Raw genomic sequence first — 20,190 nt, 5'->3', positions numbered from 1 at the left:
AACGTGATCAATCTAACACCTTGTAGATTGACCGTAAAGAAAGATGCGCTACAGATAATTATAGCACCGTTCCCCTGCCCTGACGTCTTTCCCGGTCGCGCCCGCGCGCCGCGTCTCGCCGCCGTTTGACCTGACAGCCTTCCGCTAACAGTGGTAGGATGATTAGCAGACGACTTTTACGGTATCAAGCATGTTAGACAATGTATTAAGAATTGCCACCCGGCAAAGTCCGCTGGCCCTCTGGCAGGCACAATATGTGAAGCAGCGGCTGGAAGCGTGCCATCCGGGACTGACGGTTGAACTCGTGCCGATGGTGACGCGCGGCGATGTGATCCTCGACACGCCGCTTGCGAAAGTGGGCGGTAAGGGCCTGTTCGTAAAGGAACTGGAACTCGCCATGCTGGATGGCCGCGCCGATATCGCGGTGCACTCCATGAAGGATGTGCCGGTCGAATTCCCGGAAGGGTTGGGCCTGGTGACGATTTGCGAGCGTGAAGATCCGCGCGACGCCTTTGTCTCTAATCACTATCAGAGCCTCGACGATATGCCTGCCGGCAGCATCGTCGGCACGTCCAGCCTGCGCCGCCAGTGCCAGATAGCCGCTCGTCGCCCGGATCTTATCATCCGCTCGCTGCGCGGTAACGTTGGCACACGGCTGAGCAAGCTCGACAACGGCGAGTACGATGCCATTATCCTGGCGGTCGCGGGACTCAAGCGCCTCCAGCTGGAAGCCCGTATCACCAGCCCGCTGGCGCCGGAAGTTTCTCTGCCCGCCGTGGGCCAGGGCGCTGTCGGCATTGAGTGCCGCCTTGACGATACGCGTACCCGCGAGCTGCTTGCGCCGCTCAACCATGCAGAAACCGCCGTGCGCGTACGTGCCGAGCGCGCGATGAACACGCGTCTTGAAGGCGGTTGCCAGGTGCCTATCGGCAGTTATGCGGAGCTTACTGACGGCGAACTCTGGCTGCGCGCGCTGGTCGGCGCGTCCGACGGTTCACGCATTGTGCGCGGTGAACGCCGTGGTGCGCCGCAAGACGCCCGTGAACTCGGCATTTCGCTTGCAGAAGAACTGTTAAACCACGGCGCGCGTGAAATCCTCGCTGAGGTCTACCAGGGAGACGGCCCCGCATGACAATTCTGGTCACCCGCCCCTCTCCTGACGGGGAAGTATTAGTGAGCCGTCTGCGCGCACTGGGGCAGGAGGCCTGGAGTTTTCCGCTGATCGAATTCTGTCCGGGCCAGCAGCTACCCCAGTTGCCTGCGTTGCTGGACGCGCTCGCACCGGACGACCTGCTGCTTGCCCTGTCGAAACACGCGGTCACTTTTGCGAACGCGCACTTACAGCGTCTGGGGCGCCGCTGGCCGCCTACGGTCGACGCGTTTGCCATTGGTCGCACAACAGCGCTGGCGCTGCATCAGGTCAGCGGTTTGCCTGTCCATTACCCGCGCGATCGGGAAATCAGCGAAGTCTTGCTACAATTACCTGAATTACAAAACGTTGCCGGTAAGCGTGCGCTGATCCTGCGGGGCAACGGCGGTCGCGAGCTGTTAGGCGAAGCCTTAACAGAGCGTGGCGCAGAGGTCACGTTTTGCGAATGCTATCAACGTAGCGCGAAGATTTACGACGGCACGCAGGAAGCGCATCGCTGGCATACGCGCGGCATCACAACGCTTGTGGTGACCAGCGGCGAAATGCTGCGTCAGCTGCATGACCTGATGCCGCCGTGGTATCGCGTAAACTGGTTGCTGCGCTGCCGGCTGGTGGTCGTCAGCGAGCGTCTGGCGACTCTCGCCCGGGAACTGGGCTGGCAGAACATTCTGGTCGCTGATAATGCCGATAACGACGCGCTATTGCGCGCGTTGCAATAACTCTTAAACGGGAAGCCACAATGACGGAACAACAACACACCCCTGCTACGGTTGAAGAAACCCCGCAGGTTGTGGAGAAAACGCCACAGCCGGAACCGACCGCGAAAAAAGACCGCTCCGGCAATATCGCGCTGGCGCTCAGCGCGGTGGCCATCGCCATTGCGCTGGCGACAGGCGCAGGCCTGTGGACCTGGAGTAAAAAGCAGGCCGACAGTCAAAGTGCCAATAGTGACACCCTCGCCACCCAGTTAACGTCGTTGCAAAATCAGCAGCAGGAACAAAAAGCGGCGCTGGAAAAAACCATCAAAGAGCAGGCGGATGCCCTTGCAGCGGCAAACCGCCAGCAGGAATCGATGGCTCGCGAGCTGGATGAAGTGCAGAAGAAAGTCGCGACGATTTCCGGCAGCGATGCCAAAACCTGGCAACTCGCTCAGGCAGATTTCCTGGTGAAACTTGCCGGGCGTAAACTCTGGAGCGATCAGGACGCGACGACCGCCGCGGCACTTCTGAAAAGTGCTGATGCGAGCCTCGCTGACATGAACGATCCGAGCCTTATTACCGCACGCCGTGCGTTGACGGATGATATCGCTGCGCTGGCAAGCGTCACGCAGGTCGATTACGACGGCATTATTCTCAAGCTGAATCAGCTCTCCAACCAGGTCGATAATCTGCGTCTTGCGGACAATGATAGCGATGACGCGCCAATGGACAGCGATGGCAGCGAGCTCTCCAGTTCGCTGGGCGAATGGCGTCAGAATCTCGTAAAAAGCTGGCACAATTTTATGGACAGCTTTATCACCATCCGCCGCCGCGACGACACCGCCGTACCGCTGCTGGCTCCGAATCAGGATATTTACCTGCGCGAGAATATCCGCTCGCGTCTGCTCGTCGCCGCGCAGGCTGTGCCGCGCCATCAGGATGAAATTTACAAGCAATCGCTTGATAACGTCTCCACATGGGTTCGTGCGTACTACGACACCAACGATGCGGGCACCAAAGCATTTCTGGAATCTATCGACAACTTAAGCCAGCAGAGTATCAGCATGGATGTGCCGGAAACCCTGCAAAGCCAGGCGATTCTGGAAAAATTAATGCAGACGCGCGTGCGCAACTTAATGGCCCAGCCTTCGGTAGCAGGCGAAGCCGTTCCGCAGGTCGACGATCCGCAAACACAAGCCCCGGCTGACGCGGCGCCGACGCAAGGAGAACAGTAATGCTCAAAGTCTTGTTGCTGTTCCTGTTGTTGATCGCCGGGATCGTGGTCGGCCCGATGGTGGCCGGTCATCAAGGTTATGTGCTTATCCAGACTGATACCTGGAATATTGAAACCAGCGTTACTGGCCTTGCGATCATTTTGATCCTCTCGCTGGTAGTGCTGTTCGCGCTTGAATGGCTGTTGCGCCGCCTGTTCCGCACCGGTGCACGCACCCGCGGCTGGTTCGCGGGCCGCAAACGCAGCCGCGCGCGCAAGCAAACCAAACTGGCGCTGCTGAAACTTGCCGAAGGCGACTATCAGCAGGTTGAAAAACTGATGTCGAAAAACGCCGATCACGCCGAACAGCCCGTAGTGAATTATCTGCTGGCCGCTGAAGCTGCTCAGCAGCGCGGCGATGAAGCACGTGCGAATCAGCACCTTGAGCGCGCGGCCGAGCTGGCGGACAGCGATCAAATCCCCGTTGAAATTACGCGTGTGCGTCTGCAACTGGCGCGTAATGAAAATCATGCTGCCCGTCATGGCGTTGATAAGCTGCTGGAAGTGACGCCGCGTCATCCGGAAGTGCTACGTCTGGCGGAGCAGGCGTATATCCGCACCGGCGCGTGGGGTTCGCTGCTCGACATCATCCCGTCAATGCAGAAAGCGGGCGTTGGCGATGATGAGCATCGCGACGCGCTGACGCGCCAGGCCTGGATCGGGCTGATGGATCAGGCGCGGGCTGATCAGGGCAGCGACGGTTTGAAAACCTGGTGGCGTAACCAGAGCCGCAAAACGCGCCATCAACCTGCGCTGCAGGTGGCGATGGCGGAGCACCTTATTGAGTGCGACGATCACCAGACCGCGCAGGCAATTATTCTTGATGGCCTGAAGCGTCAGTATGACGATCGCCTGGTGCTACTGATGCCGCGCCTTAAAGCCGGCAACCCGGAACAACTTGAAAAAGCGCTGCGCCAGCAGATTAAAACCTACGGCGATCGGCCGCTGCTCTGGAGTACGTTAGGTCAGTTGCTGATGTCGCATGGCGAATGGAAAGAAGCGAGCCTTGCGTTCCGTGCCGCCCTCAAGCAGCGCCCGGATGCATTCGACTACGCCTGGCTTGCCGATGTACTAGACCGCCTGCATCAGCCGGAAGAGGCAGCACTGATGCGCCGCGACGGCTTGCTGCTGACGCTGCAACAAAACAATCCGCAATAATCCCACCCCTCTTCGGAGGGGTTTTTTATGCCCGTCGTTTGAAGAAAGCATGTGGTGTGGCAAGTAGATGAATCTCCAGGCGCTTACAGGAGTAAGTGACCGGGGTGAGCGTCCGCCGCCAACGCTGCCACGCCGCAAAAGCTGACCCACAGGCAAAAAAATACCTGCCCGAAGGCAGGTATCAAAACAGGTCTGTTTGACAACAAATGTGGTGCTTCACTCAACGTTATGTCCATGGTGTTTGATGAGGCCGAAGCGACATCTGTCTGTGGACGATAAGCACCGTAAATGGCTCTGCGTCATTCCTGGGTTTATGAAGCCTGAGCAAACATAAGAAGTGGAATGAGCATCTACATTTCTATTGTAGCATTTATCGTGCCAGGTATGCAGAGTTTGTCTGTAACAGCTAAGTCGTTGTTTCATCACGGCTGTGATCGGGGCCATCTTTTTCTTTTTTCCGCGCTTATCGTTATCAGGTGTCTTCAAATAGCGACAACGTTTTTGGCTCTATCGTTATTAATAATTAAATCAACGCGTTAAATGTCTCCAGGTGACGACAATCATCTGCACAGGTGTCGCTAAAAAGCGTCATGCTGTTTTTCATGTAGTGACAGGTAATAAATGTCTTACGTAGAGAGTGTGTATGGCGTGTCAGACGGGAAGCAATCAGAGAACAAAGAGGACAGAATAAATATGGAAATGTCGGTGGAGAAAGGTAGAAAACAAAAAACCTCGCCGAAGCGAGGTTCAAAAGTGGTCGGCGAGAGAGGATTCGAACCTCCGACCCACTGGTCCCAAACCAGTTGCGCTACCAAGCTGCGCTACTCGCCGTATACTGCTTTTTGACTTTTTTGTTCAATCAAGTAGTGGTGCGAGGGGGGGGACTTGAACCCCCACGTCCGAAGGACACTAACACCTGAAGCTAGCGCGTCTACCAATTCCGCCACCTTCGCATCGCCACAAAATAATGGGGTGGCTAATGGGACTCGAACCCACGACAACTGGAATCACAATCCAGGGCTCTACCAACTGAGCTATAGCCACCACTGTAAATCTCTCACGCGGTATAAAACCACCGCAGCTCAAGCGCCGGGTTAAATGGCGCGCCCGACAGGATTCGAACCTGAGACCTCTGCCTCCGGAGGGCAGCGCTCTATCCAGCTGAGCTACGGGCGCGTAGCGCCGTTGCGGGTGGGGATACTACGGACTTCGCGCCCTGCTGTCTAGTGCTTTTTTGAAGAAAATGCGCGTTTGGTTATGCTTTGCGCACTCTGGCGTTTATCCGTCCACTTCAGGGGTCGAAACGTACCGATCGAACCCGAAAAGCTTATAAATTGCACTGACAAGCGCCAGGAAAATCGCACCGACGATAAGCGACATCCGCGTATCCTCGTTGAAGCCCATACCCACCAGTACGCAGACCAAAAACGCCATCGTCAGATAATTCGCCCACGGGAACAACACGGAGCGGAACGGATGCGCAGCGATAGCCGCCTCGTGCGTCTGACGAAAGCGCAGCTGGCTAATCAGGATCACGAACCACGGCACCATGCCCGGCAGCACACTCGCACTGTAGACATAAACGAAAACGCGCTGCGGATTCGGGATGATGTAGTTCAGGCATGAGCCCACCAGCAAGATAACAATCGAGAGCGCCACGCCCGCGACCGGCACGCCGTTACGCGAGACATTGCCCATCACCGCCGGCAACTGACGGTTCTTCGCAAGCGCATAGAGCATACGCCCACAGCTGTACATACCACTGTTGCAGCCGGAGAGCGCTGCCGTCAATACAACAAAGTTAATAATCCCTGCCGCGGCAGTAATACCGATTTTGGCGAAAGTCAGCACGAACGGGCTGCCGTTGCTGCCAATCTCATTCCACGGGAAAATCGTCACGATAACGAAAATGGCGCCTACGTAAAAAATCAGGATGCGCCACAGCACTTTGCCCACGGCGCTGCGCAACGTCACCTGCGGGTTTTTCGCTTCACCTGCGGTGATGCCGATAAGCTCAACCCCCTGATAAGACGCCACCACGATACAGAGCGCCGTCAGGAAGCCTTTCCAGCCGCCCGCGAAGAAGCCGCCATGCGAGGTGAGGTTACTGAAGCCAATCGCGTGGCCGCCATTGCCAAAGCCGAAGAAAATCACGCCCAGCCCAATGACTATCATGACAATAATGGTGGTGACTTTAATCATTGCGAACCAGAATTCGATCTCGCCATACAACCGCACCGCCGCCAGGTTTGCCAGCGCGACCAGGCCTACGGCAATCAATGCGGGTATCCATTGGGCCATCTCCGGGAACCAGAACTGGACGTAAACCCCAATGGCGGTAATTTCCGATATGCCCACCGCCATCCACATAAACCAGTAGGACCACGCGGTTAGATAGCCAAAGAACGGGCTCATGTAACGATGCGCGTAAACGGCAAATGAACCGGCAACCGGCTCAAGGAACAGCATTTCGCCCATTGAGCGCATAATGAAAAAGACAAACAGCCCGGCGATGATATAGGCCAGCAGCACTGACGGCCCCGCCCATTTCAGTGTACTGGCGGCGCCCATAAACAGCCCCACCCCGATAGTTCCGCCGAGCGCAATCAGCTCGATATGTCGGGCCTCCAGCCCACGCTGTAGTTCCGGTTTATTTTCAGCCATAGATCCTCTGTGTTGTGTTTCACGTGCGTCCAGGTGAACCTGGTTATTGTGATGATTGATACCTGCGCGCCTTTGCGGACAGCAAAAACACGCCGCGCCCTGGCAAAGGGCGGGCGAATGGTTCCGCAATTTTTGGTAAATGGCAAATAATGCGTGGGAAAAGGCGTTCACTGCTTAATAAGTCATCAGAAGGGACAGCGACGGCGTTAGCCGCCGCCGGGGATCACAGATTGCCGGTGTAGTGCCAGCTCAGGTAACGCAGCAGGCGCAGCTGGCGTTTCAGGCGGCTCGGCTGGGAGAACAAACGATAGAGCCATTCCAGCCCGAGGTTCTGCCAGATTTTCGGCGCGCGTTTCACATGGCCGGTGAACACGTCATAGGTACCGCCAACCCCCATATAGAGCGCATTCGGATGCACCTCGCGGCAGTCGCGCATAAATATTTCCTGACGCGGCGAGCCCATCGCTACCGTAACAATTTGCGCGCCGCTGTCGCGGATACGCGCAAACAGCGCCGCGCGCTCTTCCGGCTTAAAGTAGCCGTCCTGCGCGTCGACAACATTCACATTCCACTGGCGTTTAAGCTTATCGATAGTGTGTGTCAGCACCTGTGGTTTGCCGCCGACCAGAAAGACCGGCGTGCCCTCGCGGCCCGCGCGCGCCATCAGCGCCTCCCAGAGATCGGCGCCCGCCACGCGCGATACCTGCGCCTGCGGATACTTCTTACGCACCGAGCGCACGACGCTTATCCCGTCAGCGTATTTAAATTCTGCGGCCTCAATGAGATGGCGGACTTCCGTATCCGCTTCCAGCGTCAGCATTTTTTCGGCGTTAATAGCTACCAGCGTGCCGTGGCGCAGCGCGCCGTCGGCATAAAGATAATCAAGCGCGTGTTGCATATCGCGCCACCCCAGTAGCGGCAGACCGCGAAGCGTATACACCGGGGCGGTGACGTGTTCAGACATCATATTCCTTACCTTAAAGCGTTTCCGTCGGCGACAGCGGTGCCGTGCGGGCACGGCGCGGCTGGATCAGCCCCGCGTTATCCAGCAGCCAGTAAATCAGCTTTGCGAACACCAGACAGGCGCCAAATACCACCATAAAAAAGACCACGCGCGACACGAAAGCGTCCAGTCCTTCGCGGGCCAGCACAATCATGTTGAAAATGGCGCCAAAGCAAAAGCTATGCAAAATCGCCGCTTTGTACCGGTTCGGTTCGCGGTTGCCACGCTCATACAGCCAGTCGAACCATTTAATAATCAACCCGACCGCCACTGCGCCGAGCGGGATAAACCACACGCCGCCCATCACCACCAGCGAGCCCAGCAGCGTCGGGGAGATAGCCAGCCCCGAATGGTTATTTAGCACGTCCCAGGTGAAATAGTTGGCGGTGTTCAGCACGATGTGCGGTCTGTCCGGCCACACCCATGAGGGGATAAACACATAGAAGTCGCGCGCAATCGGCGCCAGGCCCTGGAACTCAATATTGCCGTAGTTTTGCAGCAACAGCGCCAGATTCTCCCACGGCGAGAATGTATCGCGCGTGAGATAAAGGAAGGTATAAAACGCTTCGTCGCCGCTCACGTTCAGACCATAGCGCTTCAGCGCCAGCCAGAACATCCCGACAATCCCCATCACACCTGCCGCCGCCAGCATCCCAAGCGAAATCCAGCCACGAATAATGCCGATGAACAGGAAAATAGCGAAAGCGATAATGATATTGGCGCGCGTGCCGCCGACAATCATATAGGTCAGCAGACCGAACCCGACGGTACTGATAAGGAAAAAAATCCATGCCCGGCTATTCTGACGCAGGAAGTACACCACCAGCATTGCCGGAATGAAGAAGTAGAAAAAGCGCTTCAGCGCGACGCCGGACACTTCGCTGGAGAAAATCTGGCTGTACGAGTGCAGCCGAAACAGCAGAAAGCCATTATGCATAAAGAAAATGCCGACGCTTACCAGCGCCACCGACATCATCATTATCCAGGCCAGATGCGTTTCGACGCGGTTCATCGTAAACAGCCCGCCGCCTGCCGTATTCTCCTGCGAGCGCGTCGCCCGTAACCGGGTTTTATACGTCACGTAATAGACCGCGTAGAAACAGCCCGCCGAGAGCAGCGCCTGCAACAGCACCTCTGCAGGCACCACCGCCACATCAAAGCGGAACACCAGAATGCTGGTCAGCGGAAAACCGAAAAAAAACGTCAGCAGAAACAGTAACGAGAAAAAGACGTTGAAGTTAAACCGCACCCGGCGGAACTCAAACCAAGTCAGCGTGCCGATAAACAGCGTCGCCAGCAGCCAGACGATAAACAGACCGCTAAATTGCAGTAAGCTCATGCCACTTCTCCTGAAGCGATTCGCAGCGCGCGGTGCCAGCCCGTCAGGTAATTGGGTTTAAAGAACGCGATTTGCGATTTATCGACCATCTGCAACTGACGCTGCGCTTCGCGCACCGTCACCTCATTAAGCTTATCGCCGGTAAACAGAACCGGCAGATTTTGTTCCACCATGTCCTGCCAGAAGGGGTTTTCGCGACTTAGCACGCACGGTACGCCCGCCTGGATCAGCAAACATAACGTGCCGATGCCCTGCTGGCGCGCAAAGATGAAATAGCCGAGATCGCACTGGCGCAGCAGCGTGAGATAAGCATCAAAATCGAGCTTATCGCGCAGTACATCCAGGTTTTCCGGGCTGAACAGCGCCTGCCCGGCTTTCGTCACCTCATCAATCCAGGCCTCATTATTGGCCGGATAGCCCATCGGCACGATCACTTTTACTGTGTCGCCGAACTGCTGATGCACGGCGTTCAGCGCCGCGATATGGTCGTTGCTTCGATCGCCGGAGTTGCCAACCAGAATCGTAAGTTTCCCGTCGCGTGCGGGCGGCGGCAGTTGATTAAGCCCTTCATCCATCCGGGTTGGGAAATAGAGGAGTTCGCCCGGCACGCCAGGATGGCGCTTCGCGAAGTGGCTAAGATCGCCGCGCGTGGCGAACACATGCCCCACCCGTCCCTGCGCCAGACGACGCAGACGGTAGAAAAGCTGGAACTTCAGACTGCGTGAGGCTTCGTAGAGATCGGCTCCCCAGATATGCCAGCTCACCTGCGCGGGCTTAAGCCCGCCGCTCAGCATCGCCAGCCACAGCGGAGCGTTAAACTGCCCGTGCAGGAAAAAGCGCTGGTCTCGGTTTTCGCGTGCCAGCGCTACAACCGCGCGGGCGAGCGATTTCTTATCGGGGTACACGCGAAGCGCAAGCGCCTCATACTGCTGGCCAAGATTCTCATCGGCGCACACCACCATAAAGCGGCGCGCCTGTTCATTTGTGCCGGCCAGTTCATCGTTAAAGAAACGCAGTACCGTTTGGTTATGATGGGGAATATCGGACCCCAGAACGTGAATCAATGCTGTCATGTCTGTCTGCGCCAGAGTAAAAATACGCCACAACAGAGGGCGAAATAGACAATATAGGTTGCCATATAGGCCTGTGCCGCGCCCGCCGCGCCATGCGCCGGGATCAGCCAGTATGAAAAACCGGTTAATAAAGCAAACTGGCTGATTTCCGTCAAAACATAAAAGCGCAGCGAGGCTTTCGCGATAATCAGATAACCGAAAACGTAAGCGCCCACTTTCAACACGTCACCCACCAGTTGCCAGGCAAAGAGATCGCGCATGGCGGTAAATTGCGGTGAAAACAGCAGCCAGATGGCGAAATCCCGCAACAGATAAACCGCAAGACTCGCCGCCGCCACGGCGGGCAGGACAAACTTCAGCGCGCGCCCGATTTCGCGGGTAATGTCGCGCTTCTCTTCAAGGCGAGAGAGCGTCGGCAGCAACCAGACGCTGAACGAGGCGGTGATAAATTGTAAATACGCATCAGAAATGCTGCTCACGCCCTGCCAGATGCCCACGGCATCCCACCCGTAACGGGCAGCCAGCAGATTTCGCATAATCACGTACGCGACCGGCAACGTCACCGCCGTCATCAGCGCCATCAGCGTAAACTTACCAAGGTGACGCGCCAGCGGGGCATCCCATGACGGTTTGAGGTAGCGAAGCGGCAGGTGCTCGCGCCGCATCAACATCCAGACCGCCGGAATCGCCACCAGCGCAGGCACCAGCGCCAGGCCAAGCAACGCGCCTTCGTAGCCGCCGAAACGAAAACAGACGTAGTACGCCGCCACGCCGATAAGGCTACCCGCAATCAGCGCCAGCGCGTTGCCCGCCGCGTCGCGAAAGCCTTTGATAATCGCAAGCGTCAGGTTGGCCCAGGCGATCCCCATCTGGATAAACGCCACCATGCGCACCACATTTTCATAGCGGTCATGACCAAACAGGCCAACGCTAATCGGCCCCGCCGCCAGCAGGAAAATCACCGCCAGCAGCGTGGAGAAGCCAAGGACCATGGCGGACGCCGTACCCGTGACGCGCTGAAGTCCCGCGGCATCACCCTGATGCTGCGCCACCAGTTTTGTCACGCCGTTGAAAATACCTGCCCCGGCCAGGACGCCCAGCACCGTAATGAGCTGTCGAAAATTCCCCGCCTGGCCTACGCCCGTCGGACCGAACGCGACCGCCAGCAATTTGACGACCACCAGGCCCGCGCCGATTTTGATAAGTGTGGATCCGGCGGTCCACACGGAAGCTTTAGCAAGCGACATATCAGCCGAAATAGCTCAGCAGCGTATTGATCACCGTGCGCTGATTTACCGGCGCGAGGTTGTAGAACAGCGGCAGGCGCAGCAGACGCTCGCTCTCAGCGGTGGTAAAGCGATCTTCACCGTGGAACTCGCCGAATTTTTCACCTGCCGGACAGCCGTGCAGCGGAATGTAGTGGAATACCGCCAGGATCTCGGCCTCTTTGAGGTACGCGATAAGCTTGCTGCGATCGTCGATATCGCGCAATTTGATATAAAACATATGCGCGTTATGGCGGCAGGATTCGGGGATCGACGGCAGCGTAATACGCCCGGCGCGCGCCAGCGGAGCAAGCGCATCATAGTAGGTTTGCCATAACGTCAGGCGCTGCTGATTAATACGGTCCGCCGCTTCGAGCTGCGCCCAGAGGTACGCCGCCTGCAAATCAGACATCAGGTAGCTTGAGCCGATATCTCGCCAGGTATATTTATCCACCTGACCGCGGAAGAACTGGCTGCGGTTGGTGCCTTTCTCGCGAATGATTTCCGCGCGCTCAATCAGCGACGGGTCGTTAATCAGCGTCGCACCGCCTTCACCACCCGCAGTATAGTTTTTGGTTTCGTGGAAGCTGAAGCAACCGATATGGCCAATGGTGCCGAGCGCACGGCCTTTATAGGTCGACATCACGCCCTGCGCGGCGTCTTCCACCACATAAAGCTGATGCTTCTGCGCGATCGCCATGATAGCGTCCATCTCACAGGCAACGCCCGCGTAATGCACCGGCACGATAGCGCGGGTTTTTTCGGTAATGGCCGCTTCGATCCGCGTTTCGTCGATATTCATCGTATCCGGGCGCACATCCACGAAGACAATCTTCGCGCCGCGCAGCACAAAGGCATTAGCGGTAGAGACGAACGTAAAGCTTGGCATAATCACTTCATCGCCCGGCTGGATGTTCAGCAGCAGCGCCGCCATCTCGAGCGACGCAGTGCAGGATGGCGTGAGTAATACTTTCGGGCTGCCGAAACGGTGCTCCATCCACTGCTGGCAACGACGCGTGAAACCGCCGTCGCCGCACAGTTTGCCGCTGCTCATCGCAGACTGCATGTAGTCGATTTCCGTGCCCACCACGGGCGGTGCGTTAAATGGAATCATGATTGTTACCTGTATAACCAATAAGCGGTGCTTTCGATGTTGCCACCGCTGGCAATATAGCGACGCAGCGCAGCGCGGTTGCCCGCCTGAGTTGCTACCCGCAAGGTGTAAAGCCCACGCGTGACGCACCACTGGCGCGCCGCCTGCATCAGGGCTTCTCCGGCGCCGCGACCGGCCAACAGGCCGATGCGGGCTTCTTGTTCGTTAAGCGCGCGCAGCGTGACAAAACCACGCAGCACGCCCTGCGGCGTGCGCAGGATGAGACATTCATGGTCGAACGCACCTTTCACCGCATTTTCCACCCACTGTGCATAGAACCGACCGCTCGCGTCCGGCATATACCAGGGCGCGCGAAAACGGCTCAGGGCGAAAGCCTGCGCCGCCGCATCACGCAGTAAAGGAATATCGTCAGTGGTCGCCGTCACTGCCTGCACATCGTCTGCGGGCGCGTCATGTGCGAGCGTCAGCGCGAAATCGACCTCGCCTTCGACCAGCTGGAAGCCGAGCGTCGAAAGGCCGTCCAGCAGATCGCTGCGCGCGGCCGGTACTTTCGCCTGCACGCGCGGCCAGACGGCTAATTGCGCCACGTCCAGCAGCGGTGCGGAATCGGAGAAACGGACAATCGCGCTGTCGAGACCGAAAAACTGGCTCTCCCACTCAAGGGGTTCAATACTGGCGTGGACGGGCACGAAGCAGCTCCAGCAGATACTGGCCGTAGCCGGTTTTGGCAAGCTGCTGCGCGACGCGTTTCACGCCGTCGTCATCCAGCCAGCCGTTGCGCCAGGCTATCTCTTCCAGACACGCGATTTTAAAGCCCTGACGTTTTTCGACGGTCTGCACAAAGGTGCTGGCCTCGATCAGGCTATCGTGTGTGCCGGTGTCGAGCCAGGCGAAACCACGCCCCAGCAGCTCAACGTTCAGCTTGCCCGCTTCCATATACATCTGATTAATGGAGGTGATTTCGAGCTCGCCGCGGCTGGAGGGTTTCACCTGTTTAGCGTATTCCACCACGTTGCTGTCGTAGAAATAGAGGCCAGTGACCGCCCAACGAGATTTCGGGTGCGTCGGTTTTTCTTCGATAGAAATCGCGCGGAAATCTTCATCGAACTCCACCACGCCAAAGCGCTCCGGATCCATCACCTGATAGCCAAATACCGTCGCCCCTTCGGTACGCGCCGCGACATGGCGCAGTTTCGGGCTGAAGCCCTGACCAAAGAAGATGTTATCACCCAGCACCAGGCACGAAGGGCCGCCCGCAAGGAAGCTTTCGCCAATGATAAACGCCTGCGCGAGGCCATCCGGACTCGGTTGCACAGCGTATTCCAGCGAAATGCCGAACGCGGAGCCGTCGCCCAGTAGACGCTGGAAGTAGCTCTGGTCTTCAGGCGTGGTGATAATAAGAACATCGCGGATCCCGGCCAGCATCAACACCGACAGCGGATAATAAATCATCGGCTTGTCGTAGATGGGCAGAAGCTGTTTGGAAACGCCACGTGTAATAGGATGAAGGCGGCTGCCAGAGCCGCCCGCCAGAATAATGCCTTTCATGCCGGTCTCCCGTCGTGTTTAACGCGCAAGCCCCAGACGCTGGCCCTGATAGCTGCCGTCCTGAACCTGCTTCCACCAGGTCTCGTTGTCGAGATACCACTGCACCGTTTTACGCATCCCGCTTTCAAAGGTTTCCTGCGGGCGCCAGCCGAGCTCGCGCTCAATTTTACTGGCATCGATGGCGTAGCGCAGATCGTGGCCGGGACGGTCCTGAACGAACGTGATAAGCGAGCCGTAGTCCTTAACGCCAGCGGGTTTCTGCGGTGCCAGCTCTTCCAGCAACGCGCAGATGGTTTTCACCACATCGAGGTTCTTCTGCTCGTTATGGCCGCCGATGTTGTAGGTTTCCCCCACCTCGCCTTTCGTCGCCACCAGGCAGAGCGCGCGCGCATGGTCTTCCACATACAACCAGTCGCGGATCTGCTGCCCGTTGCCATATACCGGCAGCGGTTTGCCCGCCAGCGCATTGAGGATGGTCAGCGGGATCAGTTTCTCCGGGAAGTGGTACGGTCCGTAGTTATTCGAACAGTTGGTCACAAGCGTCGGCAGACCGTAAGTACGGCGCCAGGCGCGCACCAGATGGTCGCTCCCCGCTTTTGACGCGGAGTACGGACTGCTTGGCGCGTAGGGCGTCGTTTCCGTAAAGAAATCGTCTAAGCCGTGCAGATCGCCATACACTTCGTCGGTCGAGATGTGATGAAAGCGAAATGCCGCTTTCTGCGCATCCTCAAGCGCGCTCCAGTAGCGGCGCGCCGCTTCTAAAAGCGTATAAGTGCCGACGATGTTGGTTTCAATAAACGCCGCCGGGCCATCAATGGAGCGGTCAACATGGCTTTCCGCGGCAAGATGCATGACGACATCGGGCTTAAACTGCGCAAACAGGCGATCCAGATTTTGCGCGTCGCAGATATCGACCTGTTCAAAGGTAAAACGCGGATCCTGCGCGACGGGTGCCAGCGAGGCCAGATTACCGGCGTAAGTCAGTTTATCGACCACCAGCACCGCATGGTCGGTATTCTGGATGAGGTGTCTGACCACGGCGGAGCCGATAAAGCCAGCGCCGCCCGTTACCAGAAAGCGTTTCATCGCCAGACTCCTTTGGTGTCGACTATCCAGGCATGGTTCAGCGTCGCACCGTCGATGGCTTTGAACTGCTGATGATCAACCAGCATCACCAGCACATCGGCCTGCGCCAGCGCGTCATCAAGCGAGGCCAGACGGCATTTGCCCTCAAGCCGTGCTGGCAGCGTGTGGATATTTGGCTCAACCACCAGCGTTTCGCCGCTATGCCAGTCGGCGATAAGCTCTGCAATTTCCATCGCCGGGCTTTCACGCAAATCGTCGATGTTAGGTTTAAACGCCAGACCAAAGCAGGCGATTTTTACGTCGCTGGCGCGGCGATCGGTTGCAGCGAGGCAATCCGCCAGCGTGCTTTTCACCTGCTGGATCACCCAGTGCGGTTTGTGATCGTTTACTTCGCGCGCGGTGCGGATAAGCCGCGCCTGCTGCGGGTTCTGCGCCACGATAAACCACGGATCGACCGCGATGCAGTGGCCGCCAACACCTGGCCCCGGCTGCAGAATATTCACACGCGGATGGCGGTTCGCAAGGCGAATAAGCTCCCAGACATTGATGCCCTGGTCGGCGCAGATAAGCGAGAGCTCGTTGGCGAACGCGATATTGACGTCACGGAAGCTGTTTTCCGTCAGCTTGCACATTTCGGCGGTGCGGGAGTTAGTTACTACACACTCACCTTCAAGGAAAATGTTATAGAGTTCGCTGGCGCGCGCCGAACACACCGGCGTCATGCCGCCTATCACCCGGTCGTTCTTAATCAGTTCAACCATGACCTGCCCCGGCAGTACGCGCTCCGGGCAATACGCAATATTGATATCCGCTGCATCGCCTGCCTGCTGCGGGAAGGAGAGATCCGGGCGCAGCGCGGCCAGCCATTGCGCCATCTGTTCAGTAGCGCCGACCGGCGACGTGGATTCGAGAATAACCAGCGCGCCTTTACGCAGCACCGGCGCGATAGATTCCGCCGCCGACTGTACGTAAGCCATATCCGGCTCGTGATCGCCCTTAAACGGCGTAGGAACCGCGATGAGATACGCGTCTGCCTCGACCGGTTGCGTGCTTGCGCGCAGGAAACCACCTTCTACGGCAGCTTTCACGATCTTATCCAGCTCCGGCTCGACGATATGAATTTCACCCCGGTTGATGGTATCGACCGCATGCTGATTGATGTCGATGCCGATGACCTGTTTTTCTCGCGAGGCAAATGCAGCCGCGGTGGGTAAACCGATATAACCCAGACCAATCACCGAAATGGTATTAAAACTCATAGTGATACCCGATTATTTTTAAGTGCATGTAATATCCGTTCGCATGCCTGCCCGTCGCCATAAGGGTTATGGGCGTGGCTCATGGCCTGGTACGCCGCCTCGTCGTTCAGCAGTCGCGTCACTTCGGCAACAATACGCCGCGTATCTGTGCCCACCAGCCGCACCGTCCCCGCCTCGACTGCCTCTGGCCGTTCGGTGGTTTCACGCATCACCAGCACCGGTTTGCCAAGCGACGGCGCCTCTTCCTGAATCCCACCGGAATCGGTCAGGATCAGCCAGGCGTGATTCATCAGCCAGACAAATGGCAAGTACTCCTGCGGCTCTATGAGCACCACGTTTTCAACGTGGCCCAGAATGCGGTTTACCGGCTCGGTCACATTAGGGTTGAGATGGACCGGGTAGACAATCTGTACGTCGCGGTTTTGCGCGGCGATATCCGCCAGCGCCCGACAAATCTGTTCAAATCCTTCCCCGAAACTTTCGCGACGATGGCCCGTAACCAGAATCAGTTTCTTGTCGACATCCAGGAAGGGGTACTGCGTTTCAAGACGCAGGCGCAACGCCTCGTCCGCCATCACGCGGTCGCGCACGGAGATCAGCGCGTCGATAACGGTGTTGCCGGTCACAAAAATACGGGTGTCAGGAATGTTTTCGCGCAGCAGGTTCTGGCGTGACAATTCCGTCGGGGCGAAGTGGTACATCGCAAGATGACCCGTAAGCGTGCGGTTGGCTTCTTCCGGCCACGGCGAATAGAGATCGCCGGTGCGCAGACCCGCTTCGACGTGGCCCACAGGAATACGCTGATAAAACGCCGCGAGACTTGTCGCAATCGTCGTCGTCGTATCGCCATGCACCAGCACAACGTCGGGGCGGAATTCGGTCAGAATCGGTTTCAGCCCTTCCAGAATACGGCAGGTGATTTCAGTCAATCCCTGCCCGGGCTTCATGATGTTCAGGTCGTAATCCGGCACAATGGAAAAAAGATGCAGCACCTGGTCCAGCATCTCACGATGCTGGGCCGTGACGCATACTCGTGTGTCAAACGCGGGATCTTGTGCCAGCGCATGTACCAGCGGCGCCATTTTGATGGCTTCTGGTCGCGTGCCAAAAACGGTTAGTACTCTCACAACGATTCTCTTCAGTTGACGATGAAGGTGGCGTGCGCCTTCATCCAGGACGCGTGCTTATGCGGTGCGACGGCGGCGGACCAGAGCCACGCCAGCGCCAGTCAACGCCCCAACGGCTCCCCACATGATCATCAGGAATGCGCGACGTGGGCTGTCGCGTTTAACCGGCTCTTCTGGCGTACGCAGATAGCGATAGGTCTGAAAGCGTGGGTCCAGTGTCGGTCCGACGTTCAGCGTCGCCAGCATCGCCCGATTCTGATCGTAGTCGATGTCGTAGGTTGGCCCGACCGCCTGGAGATTTTCCAGACGCGCCTGTAACAGTGGCCGCCCCAGCATAAACAGTTCAGAATCCGGCAGCTCGTCTGCGGGAACGTCTGTTTCGCTGCGAGAAATATTGTGTTGTTCCGCCACCTGCAACGCCTGCTGAACGCTATGCACGCGACGATCGTAAATAGATTTTGCTACCGCTTCCTGGCGCTTGACCTGCGCCTTCATCTGCACGGTGCGCGCACTCCAGGCACCTTTCAGCTCATCATTGAGATGGCTCGCGGCACGCTGGCTGGCGAAGGCAATGTACTGACGCAACAGGTTATTAGCATCGGGCGCGGTCTCTGCCACAAGCTTAATGCTGTCGTTCTGGTTGCGCGTAATGTCGCCTGCGGTGAACTGAATATTATCGATGAATTCATCAAGCAGGGCGGCATCCGCCTTACTGTTGCCGACTTTACGCTGCTTGTAGTAATCCGTCTGCGACCAGAAATCGCGGCGGGTATCCCAGGCAGAGAGCTGCATGATGAATTCTTTATAGGCATCGTCCATCACCGAGGGTTGATCCACCGGCACCAGGTTGGCTTTCACATCCAGATTGCGCAGGAACTGCTGCTGCGAGTAGTACCCGCCCAGCATATTGACAGTCGGGCGATCGGTAATCGCCATCGCGCTCCACTCCTGGCGTGCAAAGAACGTGTACGTGAGCGCCACCAGCGCAAACAGTACGGCCATTCCCGCTATCCAGAATTTACCTGCCCACAGCGTTCGAAACAGACCGCGAATATCCAGTTCATTATCTGCCACTCCTGGCGGAGTGCCCGGCACTTTTTGATTCATCACGTCCCCGATTTACTTTAATTAGCGGTGGGCTTGTTGCTTCCGCGCTTCATACGACGCTTAACGCGTTTGATAAAGCGCGCCACTTTCCATGCCCGTTTAATACAGTAGCCGTAGAAGAAAAATGCTAGCAAGAATAATGCCAACATTACCCATTCAGGAATAATGTGTGCGGCATATTCGGACGCTACGCCAATGCCTGCCAACAGCGCGGCGGCGAGCGTGATAAGGACAAACGCCTGACGAGAAGTAAAGCCTGCGCGCATGATCAGATGATGAATGTGCTGGCGGTCTGGCGAGAAAGGACTCATGCCCTTACGCAGACGGCGGTACATGATGGCAATCATGTCCATCAACGGAATCGCGATGATCCACAGCGCCGTCACCGGGCTAATCGGATGCCTTTTCCCCTGGGTCGTTTCGAGGAGGATCCAAATAACGGTAAAGCCGATAAGCGTACTGCCGGCGTCGCCCATAAAGACTTTATAGCGACGACCGAACGCGCCCAGATTCAGCAGGATATAAGGAAGGATGGCGGCTATCATGGCGAAGCACCACATCGACAGGCTGGTCTGCCCGTCAAACCACAGGATCATCCCAATGGCCGCAAAAGAAACGCACGACAATCCGCCGAGCAAACCATCGATGCCGTCGACCATGTTAAAGGCATTAATTGCCGCCCAGACGGCAAAGAGCGTAAGGAAATAGCCAAACGGCCCCAGCACCATCTCCCACGAGCCGAAAATATACCCGAGGCTTCGCAGATAGAGCCCGCCGACCGTCATCATCACGACGCCGATAACCGCCTGGATCACCGCGCGGATTTTCACGCTGATGTCATAACGGTCATCCAGCGCGCCGACGAAAACCAGTACCCCGGCGCTTGCCAGGTATAACGCCGCATGGGGGATATAGTAGTCCGCTATGGAGAAGGTAAAGCAGATGCCTGCGTAGACGGAGATGCCGCCCACCAGCGGGATGAGCCCCTGATGGCGCTTACGGAAATTGGGCTTATCGACAAGGCCAATTCTTTTGCCCAGCTTTCGTGCAAAAAAAAGAAAAACAAATGTGAATAAAAAAATACTGATTAGCTCAGCACCAACGGTAACTAAATTCACAGTGTGCGCTCTCTGCAAACGTTAAGTCCGGAGGAAGTATAACTGCGGCAGTCAGGCTTTCTCAGCACTCCTCCGCCCCTCATCCCTGAACAGACTAATTATTATTCAGTAAGATAAACATAGCTCAGGCCAGATAAAAACTGGCGCACCTTTACTGAAATTCGTGTAAAGATCACGCCTGTTGCCTATCGTATAGAGCAACAAAGAA

General features: G+C 57.1%; 17 protein-coding genes and 4 tRNA genes. 4 read left to right on the top strand and 17 right to left on the bottom strand.

Going from position 1 to position 20,190, the window contains the following annotated elements:
• Window positions 1-190 precede the first annotated feature (190 nt).
• The 4 genes from hemC to hemY are packed head-to-tail and all read left to right on the top strand — an operon-like array spanning window position 191 to window position 4,279.
• Window positions 191-1,132 (top strand): hydroxymethylbilane synthase, encoded by a 942-nt coding sequence (gene hemC, locus AFK62_RS01370; RefSeq protein WP_053531679.1) that lies wholly within the window; start codon window positions 191-193, stop codon window positions 1,130-1,132.
• A complete protein-coding gene (gene hemD / locus AFK62_RS01365; RefSeq protein ID WP_007671055.1) occupies window positions 1,129-1,869 on the top strand; it encodes a uroporphyrinogen-III synthase in 741 nt (246 codons plus the stop codon). The genes hemC and hemD overlap by 4 nt, the downstream gene beginning before the upstream one ends.
• A 20-nt stretch (window positions 1,870-1,889) precedes the next feature.
• Complete coding sequence (gene hemX / locus AFK62_RS01360) at window positions 1,890-3,083, top strand: uroporphyrinogen-III C-methyltransferase (protein WP_007671054.1); 1,194 nt, start codon at window positions 1,890-1,892, stop codon at window positions 3,081-3,083.
• Window positions 3,083-4,279: a protoheme IX biogenesis protein HemY gene (gene hemY, locus AFK62_RS01355; RefSeq protein ID WP_007671053.1), complete on the top strand. Its 1,197-nt coding sequence runs from the start codon at window positions 3,083-3,085 to the stop codon at window positions 4,277-4,279. Before hemX ends, hemY begins: the two co-directional genes overlap by 1 nt.
• Window positions 4,280-5,033: 754 nt before the next feature.
• On the opposite strand, the gene AFK62_RS01350 is transcribed toward hemY, so the two are convergent.
• From AFK62_RS01350 to wecA, 17 genes are all read right to left on the bottom strand, one after another.
• Window positions 5,034-5,110, bottom strand: a tRNA-Pro gene (locus tag AFK62_RS01350).
• 36 nt (window positions 5,111-5,146) lie between these two features.
• Window positions 5,147-5,232: transfer RNA gene (locus AFK62_RS01345), tRNA-Leu, on the bottom strand.
• A gap of 15 nt (window positions 5,233-5,247) precedes the next feature.
• Window positions 5,248-5,323, bottom strand: a tRNA-His gene (locus AFK62_RS01340).
• 55 nt (window positions 5,324-5,378) lie between these two features.
• Window positions 5,379-5,455, bottom strand: a tRNA-Arg gene (locus AFK62_RS01335).
• Between the two features lie 102 nt (window positions 5,456-5,557).
• Window positions 5,558-6,943 carry a bifunctional threonine/serine APC transporter ThrP gene (thrP, locus tag AFK62_RS01330; RefSeq protein ID WP_007677457.1) on the bottom strand — a complete coding sequence of 462 codons (1,386 nt, stop codon included), beginning with the start codon at window positions 6,941-6,943 and terminating at the stop codon, window positions 5,558-5,560.
• A gap of 223 nt (window positions 6,944-7,166) precedes the next feature.
• Window positions 7,167-7,907 (bottom strand): lipopolysaccharide N-acetylmannosaminouronosyltransferase, encoded by a 741-nt coding sequence (wecG, locus tag AFK62_RS01325; protein ID WP_007677453.1) that lies wholly within the window; start codon window positions 7,905-7,907, stop codon window positions 7,167-7,169.
• 13 nt (window positions 7,908-7,920) lie between these two features.
• Window positions 7,921-9,285, bottom strand: a complete 1,365-nt coding sequence (gene wzyE / locus AFK62_RS01320; RefSeq protein WP_007677450.1) for an ECA oligosaccharide polymerase — start codon at window positions 9,283-9,285, stop codon at window positions 7,921-7,923.
• On the bottom strand, window positions 9,282-10,358 hold the full coding sequence (locus tag AFK62_RS01315) for a TDP-N-acetylfucosamine:lipid II N-acetylfucosaminyltransferase (protein WP_007677446.1): 1,077 nt from the start codon (window positions 10,356-10,358) through the stop codon (window positions 9,282-9,284). Before AFK62_RS01315 ends, wzyE begins: the two co-directional genes overlap by 4 nt.
• On the bottom strand, window positions 10,355-11,605 hold the full coding sequence (gene wzxE / locus AFK62_RS01310) for a lipid III flippase WzxE (RefSeq protein ID WP_007677443.1): 1,251 nt from the start codon (window positions 11,603-11,605) through the stop codon (window positions 10,355-10,357). Before wzxE ends, AFK62_RS01315 begins: the two co-directional genes overlap by 4 nt.
• Before the next feature lies 1 nt (window position 11,606).
• Window positions 11,607-12,737, bottom strand: coding sequence for a dTDP-4-amino-4,6-dideoxygalactose transaminase (rffA, locus tag AFK62_RS01305; protein ID WP_007677441.1), 1,131 nt, complete (start codon window positions 12,735-12,737; stop codon window positions 11,607-11,609).
• Window positions 12,738-12,742: 5 nt separating this feature from the next.
• Window positions 12,743-13,426, bottom strand: a complete 684-nt coding sequence (gene rffC, locus AFK62_RS01300) for a dTDP-4-amino-4,6-dideoxy-D-galactose acyltransferase (RefSeq protein ID WP_007677439.1) — start codon at window positions 13,424-13,426, stop codon at window positions 12,743-12,745.
• The gene (rfbA, locus tag AFK62_RS01295) at window positions 13,404-14,285 is read right to left on the bottom strand and encodes a glucose-1-phosphate thymidylyltransferase RfbA (protein ID WP_007677437.1); all 882 of its coding nucleotides are present in this window, start codon (window positions 14,283-14,285) and stop codon (window positions 13,404-13,406) included. The genes rffC and rfbA overlap by 23 nt, the downstream gene beginning before the upstream one ends.
• An 18-nt stretch (window positions 14,286-14,303) precedes the next feature.
• Window positions 14,304-15,371, bottom strand: a complete 1,068-nt coding sequence (gene rffG / locus AFK62_RS01290) for a dTDP-glucose 4,6-dehydratase (protein ID WP_007677435.1) — start codon at window positions 15,369-15,371, stop codon at window positions 14,304-14,306.
• Entirely contained in the window at window positions 15,368-16,630 is a 1,263-nt protein-coding gene (gene wecC / locus AFK62_RS01285) for a UDP-N-acetyl-D-mannosamine dehydrogenase (protein WP_007677433.1), read from the bottom strand. The genes rffG and wecC overlap by 4 nt, the downstream gene beginning before the upstream one ends.
• Window positions 16,627-17,757 (bottom strand): non-hydrolyzing UDP-N-acetylglucosamine 2-epimerase, encoded by a 1,131-nt coding sequence (wecB, locus tag AFK62_RS01280; RefSeq protein ID WP_032984697.1) that lies wholly within the window; start codon window positions 17,755-17,757, stop codon window positions 16,627-16,629. Before wecB ends, wecC begins: the two co-directional genes overlap by 4 nt.
• Before the next feature lie 57 nt (window positions 17,758-17,814).
• Window positions 17,815-18,864: an ECA polysaccharide chain length modulation protein gene (gene wzzE, locus AFK62_RS01275; protein ID WP_007677424.1), complete on the bottom strand. Its 1,050-nt coding sequence runs from the start codon at window positions 18,862-18,864 to the stop codon at window positions 17,815-17,817.
• A 17-nt stretch (window positions 18,865-18,881) separates the two neighbouring features.
• Window positions 18,882-19,982 (bottom strand): UDP-N-acetylglucosamine--undecaprenyl-phosphate N-acetylglucosaminephosphotransferase, encoded by a 1,101-nt coding sequence (gene wecA, locus AFK62_RS01270; RefSeq protein WP_053531678.1) that lies wholly within the window; start codon window positions 19,980-19,982, stop codon window positions 18,882-18,884.
• Window positions 19,983-20,190: the final 208 nt, after the last annotated feature.

This window comes from Cronobacter condimenti 1330 (assembly GCF_001277255.1).
GTDB lineage: Bacteria > Pseudomonadota > Gammaproteobacteria > Enterobacterales > Enterobacteriaceae > Cronobacter > Cronobacter condimenti.
The sequence above is the reverse complement of the archived record's forward strand: the minus strand, read 5'-3'. Positions and strand labels throughout refer to the sequence as shown.

Excerpts from the sequence above, each read along its gene's own strand:
- hemC (WP_053531679.1), top strand. The coding sequence starts at position 191 with ATGTTAGACAATGTATTAAGAATTGCCACCCGGCAAAGTCCGCTGGCC.
- hemD (WP_007671055.1), top strand. The coding sequence starts at position 1,129 with ATGACAATTCTGGTCACCCGCCCCTCTCCTGACGGGGAAGTATTAGTG.
- hemX (WP_007671054.1), top strand. The coding sequence starts at position 1,890 with ATGACGGAACAACAACACACCCCTGCTACGGTTGAAGAAACCCCGCAG.
- hemY (WP_007671053.1), top strand. The coding sequence starts at position 3,083 with ATGCTCAAAGTCTTGTTGCTGTTCCTGTTGTTGATCGCCGGGATCGTG.
- thrP (WP_007677457.1), bottom strand. The coding sequence starts at position 6,943 with ATGGCTGAAAATAAACCGGAACTACAGCGTGGGCTGGAGGCCCGACAT.
- wecG (WP_007677453.1), bottom strand. The coding sequence starts at position 7,907 with ATGTCTGAACACGTCACCGCCCCGGTGTATACGCTTCGCGGTCTGCCG.
- wzyE (WP_007677450.1), bottom strand. The coding sequence starts at position 9,285 with ATGAGCTTACTGCAATTTAGCGGTCTGTTTATCGTCTGGCTGCTGGCG.
- AFK62_RS01315 (WP_007677446.1), bottom strand. The coding sequence starts at position 10,358 with ATGACAGCATTGATTCACGTTCTGGGGTCCGATATTCCCCATCATAAC.
- wzxE (WP_007677443.1), bottom strand. The coding sequence starts at position 11,605 with ATGTCGCTTGCTAAAGCTTCCGTGTGGACCGCCGGATCCACACTTATC.
- rffA (WP_007677441.1), bottom strand. The coding sequence starts at position 12,737 with ATGATTCCATTTAACGCACCGCCCGTGGTGGGCACGGAAATCGACTAC.
- rfbA (WP_007677437.1), bottom strand. The coding sequence starts at position 14,285 with ATGAAAGGCATTATTCTGGCGGGCGGCTCTGGCAGCCGCCTTCATCCT.
- rffG (WP_007677435.1), bottom strand. The coding sequence starts at position 15,371 with ATGAAACGCTTTCTGGTAACGGGCGGCGCTGGCTTTATCGGCTCCGCC.
- wecC (WP_007677433.1), bottom strand. The coding sequence starts at position 16,630 with ATGAGTTTTAATACCATTTCGGTGATTGGTCTGGGTTATATCGGTTTA.
- wzzE (WP_007677424.1), bottom strand. The coding sequence starts at position 18,864 with ATGAATCAAAAAGTGCCGGGCACTCCGCCAGGAGTGGCAGATAATGAA.